Genomic DNA, 13,355 nt, shown 5'->3' on the forward strand with positions numbered 1-13,355 from the left:
GCGCTCGCCGGGTACGGAGGCATCTTCCAGCGCAACACGCGCGCCTCCGGTGTGATCCCGCAGATCAGCGTGATGCTCGGCCCGTGCGCGGGCGGTGCGGCCTACAGCCCCGCGCTGACGGACTTCGTGTTCATGGTCCGTGAGACCTCGCAGATGTTCATCACCGGTCCGGACGTCGTGAAGGCGGTCACCGGCGAGGAGATCACTCAGAACGGTCTGGGGGGCGCGGACGTCCACGCCGAGACCTCGGGCGTCGCGCACTTCGCGTACGACGACGAGGAGACCTGCATCGCCGAGGTCCGCTACCTCATCGGGATGCTGCCCTCCAACAACCGGGAGAACCCGCCCACCGCGGCGAGCGACGACCCGGCGGACCGGCGCGGCGACGCCCTCCTGGACCTGGTCCCGGCCGACGGCAACCGCCCGTACGACATGCACAAGGTCATCGAGGAGCTCGTCGACGACGGCGACTACCTGGAGGTCCACGAGCGCTGGGCCCGCAACATCATCTGCGCGCTGGCCCGGATGGACGGCCAGGTCGTCGGCATCGTCGCCAACCAGCCCCAGGCCCTGGCGGGCGTGCTGGACATCGAGGCCTCCGAGAAGGCCGCGCGGTTCGTCCAGATGTGTGACGCCTTCAACATCCCCATCATCACTCTTCTGGACGTACCCGGCTTCCTGCCCGGCGTCGATCAGGAGCACGGTGGGATCATCCGGCACGGCGCGAAGCTGCTCTACGCGTACTGCAACGCGACGGTGCCGCGGATCTCCCTGATCCTGCGCAAGGCGTACGGCGGCGCCTACATCGTCATGGACAGCCAGTCCATCGGTGCGGACCTCACCTACGCCTGGCCCACCAACGAGATCGCCGTGATGGGCGCGGAAGGTGCCGCCAACGTCATCTTCCGGCGGCAGATCGCGGAGGCCGAGGACCCCGAGGCCATGCGGACCCGCATGGTCAAGGAGTACAAGACCGAGCTGATGCACCCCTACTACGCCGCCGAGCGCGGCCTGGTCGACGACGTCATCGACCCGGCCGAGACGCGCGAGGTCCTGATCGCCTCGCTCGCGATGCTCCGCACCAAGCACGCCGACCTGCCGGCCCGCAAGCACGGCAACCCCCCGCAGTAGAAGACGGAGACACCACTCATGACCACTGCCACCGCCGAATCCGTGCTGCGCGTCGAGAAGGGCCTCGCGGACCCCGAGGAACTGGCCGCGATCACCGCGGTCCTCCTCGCCCGCGCCGCCGCCCAGCCCACCACGGCCCCCACCCGGGTCCGCGACACGGCCGGCTGGCGCCGCCTGGAACGCACCCCGGGCTTCCGCGCCCCGCACAGCTGGCAGGGCTGACACGCAAGAGGCCCGCACAGGCCGACAAGAGCCTGTGCGGGCCTCTTCGCGCCCGCACGCGCAGTCGAAGGCCGCGCAGGCGAAACCGCGCCGCACGCGCCATCCAGGGCCGCACGGGCAAACCGCGCCCGCAAGCGCATTCCAGGACCGCGCGGGCAAAACCGCGCCTGCAAGCGCATTCCAGGGCCGCGCGGGCGAAACCGCGCCCGCAAGCGCACTCCAGGGCCGCACAGGCAAACCGCGCCCGCACACGCACTCCAGGGCCGCACAGGCAAACCGCGCCCGCACACGCACTCCAAGGCCGCACAGGCAAACCGCGCCCGCACGCTCAGTCGAAGGCCGCGTGGGCGAAACCGCGCCCGCAAGCGCATTCCAGGGCTGCGTGGGCGAAACCGCGCCCGCACGCGCCTTCCAAGGCCGCACCGGCAAAACCGCGCCCGCACACGCACTCCAAGGCCGCGCAGGCAAAATCAAGCCCGTCCGGCGATTGAGGACAAGCAAGGCCGCCAGGCCGAGCGGAACACGCACGAGGGCCCCGCACTCACAGGAGTGCGGGGCCCTCGGCGTACGGGAGGCACCTACCGCAGGCGCGCCATAAGCGCATGCTCAACCAACGTGATCAGCGCACTCTTCGCATCCGCACGGTGCCGCGCATCCGTCGTCAGGATCGGCGTGTCCGGCCCGATCTGAAGCGCCTCGCGCACCTCGTCGGGGGTGTACGGCTGGTGGCCGTCGAAGCCGTTGAGGGCGATGACGAAGGGCAGTCCGCTGTTCTCGAAGTAGTCGACGGCCGGGAAGCAGTCGGCGAGGCGGCGGGTGTCCACCAGGACGACGGCGCCGATCGCACCCCGCACCAGGTCGTCCCACATGAACCAGAACCGGTCCTGGCCCGGCGTACCGAAGAGGTACAGGATCAGGTCCTGGTCCAGGGTGATACGGCCGAAGTCCATCGCCACCGTGGTGGTGGTCTTGTCCCCCGTGTGCGTCAGGTCGTCGATGCCCGCCGAGGCGGACGTCATCACGGCTTCGGTGCGCAGCGGATTGATCTCCGAGACGGCACCGACAAACGTGGTCTTACCCACGCCGAAGCCCCCTGCCACCACGATCTTCGCCGAGGTAGTGGAGCGGGCCGCTCCGCCGCTAGAGCTTGCGAAGTCCACTGAGCACCCTTTCGAGCAGTGTCACATCTGGCTGGCCGCCGGCGGACTCGTCGCCGCCGGGCTGGTGGATAGCGACGAGTCCCGCCTCGGCCAGGTCGGCTACGAGGATCCGGGCCACGCCGAGGGGGATCGAGAGGAGGGCCGAGATCTCGGCCACCGACTTGATCTCGAAGCACAGCCGGCAGATCCGCTGGTGCTCGGGCAACTGCCCTTGCAGCCGGGACGGATCAGCCGTGGTACTGACCAACGCCTCAATGGCGAGTTGGTAGCGCGGTCGGGTCCGGCCACCTGTCATGGCGTACGGACGGACCAGCGGATTGTGCGCGGCCGGAGCCGCCGGCTCGGGAGCCCGCCGCGGCTGCACCGGCTGGATGCGGGGCTGCTGCTGCGGCGCGTCGAAGCGGTGCGGCCTCGTCTGACGGGGCTGCTGCGGCTGCTGCGCGGGCTGCTGGGGCTCCTGCTGCGGCCAGCCGGGCCCCGGGTGGCCGTACTGCGCCTGCCCGTACGGCTGGTAGGGCTGCTGAGGCTGCTGAGCGCCCTGTCTGCCGGGTGCGGAGGGGAAGTTGAAACGTTCGTCCCCGTGCTCACCCGGCACGTGCCGGTCACCGTCGTACTGGTGCCCGCCTGGGGGTGTACCCACGATTCCTCCTCCGCCTGCCGGTCCCGACTCCAGTGGACCGCGCCACCGCACCCTACTGGCGCGGTGACGCGGAACGCACTGTCTGGTTACTGGATAAGACTAGTTAAGAAGACTTCCCTGGAGTTCGGCACGGAGGTCCGGCGTCAGGACGCTGCCCGCACGGTCGACCAGAAGGGCCATTTCGTACCCGATCAGGCCGATGTCGGCGTCCGGGTGTGCGAGAACGGCCAGGGAGGACCCGTCGGAAACGGACATGATGAAGAGGAATCCTCGCTCCATCTCCACAACCGTCTGATTCACCGCGCCGCCCTCGAAGATCCGCGAGGCGCCGGCGGTCAGCGAGGTCAGACCGGAGGCGACCGCCGCCAGCTGGTCGGCGCGGTCGCGCGGGAATCCCTCGGACATCGCCAGCAGGAGTCCGTCGGCGGAGACCACCACCGTGTGCGACACCCCGGGGGTGTTGTCCACGAAGTTGGTGATCAACCAGTTCAGATTCTGCGCCGCCTGGCTCATCGGGCTCACACTAACGCTCCTGGTTGTAGGTAGTACTTGTGTCCGTACCCGCGTTACGTCCCCGGAGGACACCGCGCCGCAGGTTGCTCAGCCTGCCACGCACGTCTTCCGGGTCGCGGGAGACCTGGGGGCCGCCCTGCTGGGTCTGTTCCGCGGTGCCCTCGACCAGGTTGGCCTTGGGCACACGCCGGGGAAGACCGGACGGGGTTATCCCGCCCGCCTTCGGCTCCCGGAGCTTCTCGGCCCGCTCCCAGCGCTCGTCGTTGGCCGAGCGCCAGTCGTCGGGGCCGTCGTTTCCGGCGTTTCCGTCGGCGGCCTGCGGCGCCGGGGACGGCCGCTGCGGCAGTTCGTGCTGCTGCGGACGCTCCTGCGCCCCACCGGACCGGTCGTTCCCGCGGCCCGTGGGCTGCCAGTGCTGCTGGCCGCCCCGGCGCGGCAGACCGGCTTCGGTCAGGTCGTGGCCGGTGTTCGGAACGGGGCCCGAACGCTCGAAGCCTACGCGCTCCTGCGGCTCGGCGGGAGCGCTCATCTCAGATTCCGGTTCCGCCTGGGCGACCGGCTCGAACCCGCCCTGGTACGTGCCCTGATCTGCCCACTCCTGCTGCTGGGGCTGGGCGGCGTACTGCTCGTCGTAGCCCTGCACGGGCGCCTCGGGGGCCGCGTAGGCCGCCTCCGGATAGCCGCCCTGGGTGGTGTCGTAGGCGGGCTGCGCGTCATAGCCGGGGGCACCGGCGTACGGGTCGTAGCCGCCCTCGTACGGGTTCGCGGCGTAGGCGTCCTGACCGTTCCCGGTGTAGGCCGCCTCACCGTTCCCCGGGTAGGCGTCCTGGCCGTACGCGCCCTCGGCGTACACCTGGTCGGGCCGCGCCTGCTCCGGCTGCTCCGGGTACGCCTGGCGCTCGCCGCCGGTGGCCTGGGCCTCCAGCGCCGCACGGCGCTCCTCGCGCATCAGCGAGCGGCCCACCGGGTCGAGCTGGGCGGAGTCCGCGGAGCCCTCGTCGTAACGCGAGTCGTCGAAGCCGAGTTCGGCGGCCGTACGCAGCTGCGGCTGGTGCGGCAGGGCGTCGAACGCCTGCTGCTGGGGGATGATCGAGGAGACGGTGAAGTCGTCCTGTTCCGGCGCGTCGCCGCCGCCACCGTGGGTGATCGCGTCCGGCAGCATGACCAGCGAGGTCGTGCCGGCCTGCTCGCCCGAGGGGCGCAGCTGGACCCGGATGTCGTGCCGGTCGGCGAGCCGGCCGACCACGAAGAGGCCCATGCGCTGCGAGACCGCGGCGTCCACCGTCGGCGGGTTGGCCAGCTTGTGGTTGATGTCGGCGAAGTCCTCGGCGGTGAGGCCGATGCCCTTGTCGTGGATCTCGATCATCACGCGGCCGTCGGGCAGCCGGGTCGCGGTGACGCGCACCTTGGTCTGCGGCGAGGAGAACGTCGTGGCGTTCTCCAGGAGCTCGGCGAGCAGGTGCACGAGGTCGGTGACGGACTGACCGTGGATCTCGGTCTCCGGGACCCCGGAGAGCTCGATGCGCTCGTACGACTCCACCTCGGAGGAGGCGGCGCGCAACACGTCCACCAGCGGCACCGGCTGGTTCCAGCGGCGGCCGGGCTCCTCGCCGGCGAGGACGAGGAGGTTCTCGCCGTTGCGCCGCATACGGGTCGCCAGGTGGTCCAGCCGGAACAGGCTCTCCAGCTGGTCGGGGTCGGCCTCGTTGTTCTCCAGGTCGGTGATCAGGGTCAGCTGGCCCTCGATGAGCGACTGGTTGCGGCGCGAGAGGTTGGTGAAGATCGCGTTGACGTTGCCCCGGAGCATGGCCTGCTCGGCCGCGAGCCGGACCGCCTCCTGGTGGACCTGGTCGAAGGCGCGGGCGACCTCGCCGATCTCGTCCTGCGAGTTGATCGGGATCGGCTGCACGCGGGTGTCGACCCGGCCCGGGTCGGTGCGCGAGAGCTGGTCGACCAGCGAGGGCAGCCGCTGCTCGGCGATGGAGAAGGCGGCGGTGCGCAGCCGGCGCATCGACCGGCTCATCTGGCGGGCCATGAGCCCGGCCAGGAGGAACGCGGCCAGCAGGGCGACGATGACGATCGACGCGTTGACGATCGCGTCGGTCCGGGCGTCGGAGGAGATCTCCGCCGCCTCGGTCACGGCCTTGTCGACCAGCTCGTCCTCGACCGTGGTGTAGCCGTCGAACTTGGCGGTGGCGGCGGCCATCCAGGTCTCGGCGGTGATCCCCTTCGCCTTCAGCTCGTCCGGGTCCTTGCCGAGGCCGATCTCCTTGGCCATGCCGTCGTAGACCGAGCCGTCGATGGAGGGCGGCGCCACGAACGGCACACCGGCCGCGTCCGCCTTCTCCTTGGCGTCCTTCAGCTCGGCCGCGCCCTCGGCGGCCTTCGCGCCCATGACCTTGCGCAGCCGGGCCGCGTCGGCCTCCGTACCGCCGGAGGTGAACTCGCCGAGGGCGATCTGCTCCAGGTAGTTGTACGAGCCGAACGCCTTGACCTGGTCGTTGAACTTGCCCTCCTCCTTGCTGGGGCGGACCAGGAGGTGCATGCCGATGGAGCGCTGAAGCGATTCTGCGGCCTTGGCCAGCTCGATCGCGTAGACCGTCCGGCCGTAGCTGGTGATGTTGCCGGTGCCGAGGCCCAGTTCGTTGCAGAACTCCATCAGGGAGTGCTGGACCTGGACGTAGCCCTCCTCGGTCTTCACCGGGTCCATGGCCGCGGTGTAGGCCGCCTTGCGCAGCTGCGGCAGCTTCGGCTCCTCCAGCTTGAAGAGCTTGAGGCGGCGCTGGAGGCCCTCCTTGGCCGGCATGTCCTTGACGGCGTCGGCGAACTTGGCGGCGGCCGCGTCGGTGGTGGCGCGGGTCTGCGAGACGAGCTCGTCCTCGCGCTTGTTCGACAGCAGCGGCTGGGCGGTGAGGTCGCGCTCGTTGAGCAGGGCCTGGCCGTACCCGGCGGCGGCCCGCACGATCAGCGCGGTCTTCTCCGCGTCCTGGGCCTCCTGCCAGGTGTTGACCGAGCCCTTCACCTGGAAGCCGCCCATGACCAGGCCGACCAGCACCGGGATCAGGAGGATGGCGTTCAGCCGGGTGGGCACCCGCCAGTTGCGTGGCGACAGCCGGCTGGTGCTGCCACCGGCCGGTGCCCCTTCGGACACGTCGGCGGACGGCGCCGCGGCACGCGACGGCGGGGTGAAGTTGCCCCGCTCCGCCTGCGCCGTGGAGCCCTCGTTGTTACGCCTCACTCGACCAACAACCTCTCGGCGTCGGCACCTACGTTGTGCCGTGTTTTGTTCAGGGCGGTACTTACTCGGGAGTTGGTCGCATTGCAGCACGGCTGACGGCCGCGTTCCAAACAGTCGGAATGGGCGATTCCGAGTGGCTCACGCCTCAGATAAATCGGGCATAAAGAGCGAGCCCCGCCAAAAGGCGAGGCTCATGTGAGCGCAGCGACACCGCTCGTACGCATCCGGTGTCGGTCGCGGGGCAATTCTCTTTCGAAACGTTATGAAGGCGGGGGCGGATCGTGTCAAAGGACACAGCCCGCCCCCGTGTGACTACGGTAACTGCCGTATGCCACTTCCGACTTGTGACTACTTGAGCCGGGCCATCAGAGCGTGCTCCACCAGCGTGATCAGGCCGCTCTTCGCGTCCGCGCGGTGCCGCGCGTCCGTGGTGATGATCGGGGTGTCGGGCCCGATCTGAAGGGCCTCGCGCACCTCGTCGGGGGTGTACGGCTGGTGGCCGTCGAAGCCGTTGAGGGCGATGACGAAGGGCAGTCCGCTGTTCTCGAAGTAGTCGACGGCCGGGAAGCAGTCGGCGAGGCGGCGGGTGTCCACCAGGACGACGGCGCCGATCGCACCCCGCACCAGGTCGTCCCACATGAACCAGAACCGGTCCTGGCCCGGCGTACCGAAGAGGTACAGGATCAGGTCCTGGTCCAGGGTGATACGGCCGAAGTCCATCGCCACCGTGGTGGTGGTCTTCCCGCCGGTGTGCGTGAGGTCGTCGATGCCGGCCGAGGCGGACGTCATCACGGCTTCGGTGCGCAGCGGATTGATCTCCGAGACGGCACCGACGAACGTGGTCTTGCCCACGCCGAACCCACCGGCCACGACGATCTTCGCCGAGGTGGTGGCCCGGGTCGCCGCGCCGCCGTTAGAGCTTGCGAAGTCCACTGAGCACCCTTTCGAGCAGTGTCACATCCGGCGCGCCGCCGGCCTCTCCATTGCCCGGCTGGTGGATGGCCACCATGCCGGCTTCCGCCAGGTCCGCGACGAGAATCCGCGCCACACCGAGGGGCATCGACAGCAGGGCCGAGACCTCGGCCACCGACTTGACCTCGCGGCACAGATGGCAGATCCGCTGGTGCTCGGGGAGCAGGGTCCCCAGGTGCGCGGGATCGGCCGTGGTGCTGACCAGTGCTTCTATCGCCAGCTGGTAGCGCGGCCGGGTGCGTCCACCGGTCATGGCGTACGGACGGACCAGCGGCTGGTCACCCTCACCTTCGTACGACGCGTGACTCGACGCGCCGTACGGATCGTGTGAGGCGGGTGGCGGGGTCATGAATCCTCCGGGCGTGACAGCAGGGTGTCGGCTTGCCGTCTGAAGGGGCCGGTGGGGGGCTGTAAGCGGCCGGACGGTCGAGGGTCGGTTATCGGGTTGATCATCTGTGTCACTGTGCACGGCCGCCTAGTGGAGCAGGCTGCCCTGGAGCTCCGCACGGAGGTCCGGGGTCAGGACGGTGCCCGCCCGGTCCACCAGCAGGGCCATTTCGTAGCCGACCAGACCGATGTCGGCGTCCGGGTGGGCCAGCACGGCCAGCGAGGAGCCGTCCGAGATGGACATCAGGAACAGGAAGCCCCGCTCCATCTCCACCACGGTCTGGCTGACGGCGCCGCCCTCGAAGATCCGGGAGGCACCGGCCGTCAGCGAGGTCAGCCCGGACGCGACGGCCGCCAGCTGGTCGGCGCGGTCGCGCGGGAAACCTTCGGACATCGCCAGCAGCAGCCCGTCCGCCGAGACCACCACCGTGTGCGACACCCCTGGGGTGTTGTCCACGAAGTTGGTGATCAGCCAGTTCAGATTCTGTGCGGCCTGACTCATCGGGCTCAACTAACGCTCCTGCTGGTGAGTGGGGCCGAGGGGGAAGCTTCCGGTCTGACCGCTGCCCGCCTGGCGTCCCTGCTGGATGCCCCGGCGGAGATTGGTCAGACGCCCGCGCACATCGTCGGGCGCTCGCGAGACCTGCGGACCGGACTGGTGGTTCTGCTGCTGGGCGGTACCCGGCACCAGATTGGCGCGCGGGACCCGGCGCGGCAGACCGGACGTGGTGATACCGCCCGCCGCGGGCTTCTTCACCCGCTCCGCCTGGCGGACGATCTCGTCGTTCGGCGACGCCCGCCAGGCGCTCGCGGCACCGCTGTCGCCGAGGGTCCGCTGCGGCGCGGGGGCCACGGGCTCCTGGGCCGGCTGCTGCGGGAAGTCCTGCGCCGGGGCGGCCGGAGGCTGCTGCGGGGCACCCGGCTGCGGACCGCGGAACCAGTTGGTCTCCAGCGTGTCGTACAGCGGGGTGCGGCCGTCGCCGGGCCCGGCCGGCGGCAGCGCCTCGGGCTGCTGCGGCTGCTGCGGGAGGACCGGGCGGTACGGGGCCTCGGGCGCCTGGCCCGCCATGGGCGGACGCGGCGCGCCGAAGTCCTGGCTGTCGCGCTGCCGGGGCGCGGGCTGCTGCGGGGCACCGAAGTCCGGGCGGGCGAACTGCGAGGTGCTCGTCACGTCCGGGTTCTGCGGCCCGTTGCCGTACGCGCCGTTGTGCTGAGGGGCGTTCGGCTGCGGTACGCCGCGCTGCGGCAGGCCGGGCTGCGGTGCGTGGTGCTGCGGCGCGTTGCCCTGCGGCATGTTGTGCTGCGGCGCGGGGGCCGAGAAGTCGGGGCGGGCGAACTCCGCCGTGGAGCCGGGCCCCTGGCGGTCGTCGGCCGGCAGGCGCGGCGCCTGAGGCTGCGCGAAGCGGCCCGTGGTCTCCGACTCCTCGTGACCGCGCGGCGCGTCGAGCGGGGAGCGCCGGGGCGCGGACGGCTCGTCGGTGCCCCAGCTCGTCGTCTGCGGGCGCTGCGGGGCGGGGAAGCCGCCGCCCGGCGCACCCTGGGCCGGGTTCGGGCCGGCGTTCGGGGCCGGGGAGCCACCGGGCAGCTCGGCGCGCGGACCGCCGACCGGCGGCAGCTGGCGCTCGCCGCGCCCCGGACCGCGCGGCGGCTCGAAGGCGTTGCGCCCGTCCTGACCGCCCTGGCCCGCCTGGTCGAACCGGGCCTGCTGGGGCTGCTGGGGCTGCGGGGCCTGCGGGGCCTGCGGGGCGGCCGGGCCGTTCTGCTCGGGGCGCCGCTGGTCGAACAGGCTGGGCCGGTTCGCGTCGGTACCGCCGTCGCCCTGACCGCGTGCGCCGAGCCGGGCACCGCCGAACGCACCGGCCAGGCCGCCGCCCTGACGGGGGCCGTCCTGGACCGGGCGGCCCTGCGGGTTCTGGAACGCCGAGTCCTGCGCGCCGGGTCCGCCCTGCGGGTTCTGCGGGTTCTGCGGGCGGTTGCCGTCGCGGGCGGGCAGCGCGGCCCGGGGGCCGGAGCCGGCGCCGACCTGGCCGCGCTGGGGGGCGGGGCCCGCCGCGGGGCGTCCGCCCTGGGCGTCGTTGCCGCCGGCGAGCAGGCCGCCGGGGGACTGCTGACCGGGCGCCTGCTTCGGGGCCGGCTGCCGGCCGCCGTGTGCGACGTCCACCGGGAGCATGACCAGGGCGGTGGTGCCGCCGGAGTCCGAGGGGCGCAGCTGGATGCGGATGCCGTGGCGGAGGGAGAGCCGGCCGACCACGAACAGGCCCATGCGGCGGGAGACCGAGACGTCCACGGTGGGCGGCGAGGCCAGCCGCTCGTTGATCGCGGCCAGGTCCTCCGGGGAGAGCCCGATGCCGGTGTCGTGGATCTCGACCAGCACCCGGCCGTCGGGCAGGGCGTGACCGGTGACCCGGACCTTCGTCTGCGGCGAGGAGAACGACGTGGCGTTCTCCAGCAGCTCGGCGAGCAGGTGCACGAGGTCGTTGACGACCCGGCCCGCGACCTCGGTGGCGGGCACCGCGGCCAGTTCGATGCGCTCGTACTGCTCCACCTCGGACGCGGCGGCGCGGAGCACGTCGACCAGCGGCACGGGGCGGGTCCACCGGCGGCCCGGCTCCTCACCGGCGAGGACGAGAAGGTTCTCGCCGTTCCGGCGCATACGGGTCGCGAGGTGGTCGAGCTTGAAGAGCGAGGAGAGCTGGTCCGGGTCGGCCTCGCGCGACTCCAGCTCGGAGATGAGCGAGAGCTGGCGCTGGATGAGGCCCTGCGAGCGGCGCGAGAGGTTGGTGAACATCGCGTTGACGTTGCCCCGCAGAAGGGCCTGCTCGGCGGCGAGACGGACCGCCTCGCGGTGCACGTCGTCGAAGGCCGCGGCCACCTTGCCGATCTCGTCGCGGGAGTGCACACCGACGGACTCGACCGAGGTGTCGACGTCCTGCGGGTCGGCCTCGGAGAGCTGCTTGACCAGCTCGGGCAGACGGTCCTGGGCGACGCGGGTAGCGGTGTCCTGGAGCCGGCGCAGCGAGCGGATCATGGACCGGGCGACGACGAAGGCGCCGACCAGCGAGACACCGAGCACGAGCAGGATCAGCGCACCGGAGATGATCGCCTCGCGCTGGGACTCCTCGCGCAGCTCGCGCGCCTTGCCCTCCATCTCGCTGAGGAGGGTCTCCTCGATGCGCTTCATGGCGTTGATCTTGACGGTGTCCTGGTCGTACCAGTTCATGTACGACCGGCGGGCCTTGGAACCGCCCATGGCGAGCGGGTTCTCCAGCATCTTCTGCGCGTATGTCTTCGCGGCCTTGATGTCCGGGTTGCCCTCGTCGAGCGTCGAGGTCAGTTCTGCGGCGTCACCGCCGGAGGAGGTGTAGATGGCCTCGAACGACGTGAGGGCCGCCTCCTCCTTGCTCCGCGCGGCCAGGCCGAACTGCTGGTCGTTGCGGTCGAGGTCGGGCTTCTTGTCGTCGCTGGTGGGCAGCGCCGCGGCGATGATCGCGCGCTGGATCGAGGCGTACTCCTTGGCGGAGGAGAACGCCGCCAGCGCACGGGTCCGCTTGATCATCTCGGGGCTGCTGGTCGCCTGGGCCATGTCCTGGGACAGGCTCAGCAGCGAGGTGATCAGCTGGCTGTAGGCGTCGACCGTCTGGAGGGACGGACTGCCCTTCTCGTACGCGTGCTTGCGGATGTCGCGGATGGAGCTGAGCCGCGTGGCGATCTGCTGGACGCTGGTGTGGATGCTCTCCAGGGTGTCGTCACCGGTGGTGTCACCGATATCGCCCGTGCCGTGGAGGAACGCCAGCTGCGCCTTGTCGGTCTTCTGCCGAGGCGTGGTGATCTTGAAGTCGGTCGCGGGCACGTTGTGCGACAGCGGACCGGCCGTCTGGTCGCGCTCCTCCTGGAGCGCCTGCGCCAGCGAGGTCGCCTGCTTCGTCATCTCGGTCAGCAGCTGCATGTGCTCCAGCTGCTGGATGTCGTTCAGGGAGTCGTTGATGCGCAGACCACCCAGCGTGGTCGCCGCGACCACGGGGAGGGCGAGCAGGGACACCAGGCGCGTGCTGATGCGCCAGTTGCGGAGAGCTACCCGCGAGCCCGTGTTGACGGGGCCCCGGGACTTCGGTGCGGCGGCCTGCTCGGGCTCACCGCCGGACGGAGCGGCGCCGGGGCGCCGGTCGCGGTCACCTTGGTCACCGGCCGCGGCCGATCCGGGGTTCTGGGCGTGCTGGGGCGAGGAGCCGCGGTCGGTCCCGCCGCGCGGCTCCTGTTCCGCCGCAGCGCTGCCATCCCTCTTGAAACGTCCCTGCACTAGCGTCGCAACCTCTGGACCAGGCGTTCCTCCGTCGTGAACGGAGAAAACGGTGTCGGCGTGGTGGGGCGTTGTCCCGCCCCCATGGTGGTCGTGAGTGACCGGCGCTCTTCCCCTTCCCGCCGCCACTCGGCGCTGCGTTGCGCCCCTGCGCGCCGGCTTGAAACCCGCGGCGGTGCGTGGAATTTCAGCACAGTGCTGGATCTCCAACAAGGGCCAGGTACCGGGCTGTGACCTGCGTGACACCGTGTGATGGCTGCGTAACAAGCGGTGGGGGCGGTTCGCGGACAATCCGGACGATTGCGGGTGAGTCCGAACGGGGTGAGGGGTGTCCCAGTCGCCATGATCAGGAGCGGAATGGTCGGTTCAGGGGTGACATGTCCGGTTCGTGGGTCCGGATCGCGCGTCCGTATTGGGGCAATTGTCGTGGTGCTCGTGAGCAAACTCACATGAAGATCGCCGTCTTTTCCGGGCCGCCGGAGGGAATCGCATGTTTAGCCTGACGCTTTACTGGGATGGCAGAACCGACAACCGGCGCCCCCTCTCGTAAGGGCGGCGCCCCGACGACAGGGCCGTACGGCAGATGAACACGACGACGCTCCGCAACCTCGCCAACCCCCGCCGCACCACGCTGGCGCACCTCGAGGACGCCGAGTCGCTGAAGACGGCGGAACTCCCGGAGCACGCGGTCGGGCTGCCGACGCAGACCGCCAACCCCCGCCGCACGATCCTCATGACGGCCCCCGCCGCCGCGGAGTGATCCCGCACGGGAGCGCCCCTCATGCGCGCTAGCCT

The 13,355-nt window shown here is 70.9% G+C and carries 11 protein-coding genes; 3 read left to right on the top strand and 8 right to left on the bottom strand.

All coding sequences use genetic code 11. The features are described from left to right. Both ABZ565_RS21195 and ABZ565_RS21200 read left to right on the top strand, forming a co-directional pair. On the top strand, positions 1-1,131 hold a 1,131-nt coding region (locus ABZ565_RS21195; protein ID WP_361028945.1), incomplete at its 5' end, for an acyl-CoA carboxylase subunit beta. 18 nt (positions 1,132-1,149) lie between these two features. Continuing rightward, a complete protein-coding gene (locus ABZ565_RS21200) occupies positions 1,150-1,353 on the top strand; it encodes an acyl-CoA carboxylase subunit epsilon (RefSeq protein ID WP_328902593.1) in 204 nt (67 codons plus the stop codon). Between the two features lie 578 nt (positions 1,354-1,931). Here ABZ565_RS21200 and ABZ565_RS21205 read toward each other — a convergent pair. The 8 genes from ABZ565_RS21205 to ABZ565_RS21240 form a co-directional block, all read right to left on the bottom strand. Next, positions 1,932-2,513, bottom strand: coding sequence for an ATP/GTP-binding protein (locus ABZ565_RS21205; protein ID WP_014048542.1), 582 nt, complete (start codon positions 2,511-2,513; stop codon positions 1,932-1,934). Continuing rightward, the gene (locus ABZ565_RS21210) at positions 2,494-3,153 is read right to left on the bottom strand and encodes a DUF742 domain-containing protein (protein ID WP_361028949.1); all 660 of its coding nucleotides are present in this window, start codon (positions 3,151-3,153) and stop codon (positions 2,494-2,496) included. The genes ABZ565_RS21205 and ABZ565_RS21210 overlap by 20 nt, the downstream gene beginning before the upstream one ends. A gap of 99 nt (positions 3,154-3,252) precedes the next feature. Further along, a complete protein-coding gene (locus ABZ565_RS21215) occupies positions 3,253-3,666 on the bottom strand; it encodes a roadblock/LC7 domain-containing protein (RefSeq protein WP_018102439.1) in 414 nt (137 codons plus the stop codon). A gap of 10 nt (positions 3,667-3,676) precedes the next feature. Then, entirely contained in the window at positions 3,677-6,904 is a 3,228-nt protein-coding gene (locus ABZ565_RS21220; RefSeq protein ID WP_361028952.1) for a nitrate- and nitrite sensing domain-containing protein, read from the bottom strand. Between the two features lie 348 nt (positions 6,905-7,252). Continuing rightward, positions 7,253-7,837: an ATP/GTP-binding protein gene (locus ABZ565_RS21225; protein ID WP_028444348.1), complete on the bottom strand. Its 585-nt coding sequence runs from the start codon at positions 7,835-7,837 to the stop codon at positions 7,253-7,255. After that, positions 7,818-8,225, bottom strand: coding sequence for a DUF742 domain-containing protein (locus tag ABZ565_RS21230; protein ID WP_361028955.1), 408 nt, complete (start codon positions 8,223-8,225; stop codon positions 7,818-7,820). Before ABZ565_RS21230 ends, ABZ565_RS21225 begins: the two co-directional genes overlap by 20 nt. Positions 8,226-8,351: 126 nt before the next feature. Next, the gene (locus ABZ565_RS21235; RefSeq protein WP_006127850.1) at positions 8,352-8,765 is read right to left on the bottom strand and encodes a roadblock/LC7 domain-containing protein; all 414 of its coding nucleotides are present in this window, start codon (positions 8,763-8,765) and stop codon (positions 8,352-8,354) included. 9 nt (positions 8,766-8,774) lie between these two features. After that, positions 8,775-12,560, bottom strand: a complete 3,786-nt coding sequence (locus ABZ565_RS21240; RefSeq protein WP_361028958.1) for a nitrate- and nitrite sensing domain-containing protein — start codon at positions 12,558-12,560, stop codon at positions 8,775-8,777. 583 nt (positions 12,561-13,143) lie between these two features. Between ABZ565_RS21240 and ABZ565_RS21245 the strand changes: the two genes are divergently transcribed. Continuing rightward, positions 13,144-13,320, top strand: coding sequence for a hypothetical protein (locus ABZ565_RS21245; RefSeq protein ID WP_361028961.1), 177 nt, complete (start codon positions 13,144-13,146; stop codon positions 13,318-13,320). The last annotated feature ends 35 nt before the right edge of the window (positions 13,321-13,355 follow it).

The organism is Streptomyces sp. NPDC016469, from assembly GCF_040632905.1.
Lineage (GTDB): Bacteria > Actinomycetota > Actinomycetes > Streptomycetales > Streptomycetaceae > Streptomyces.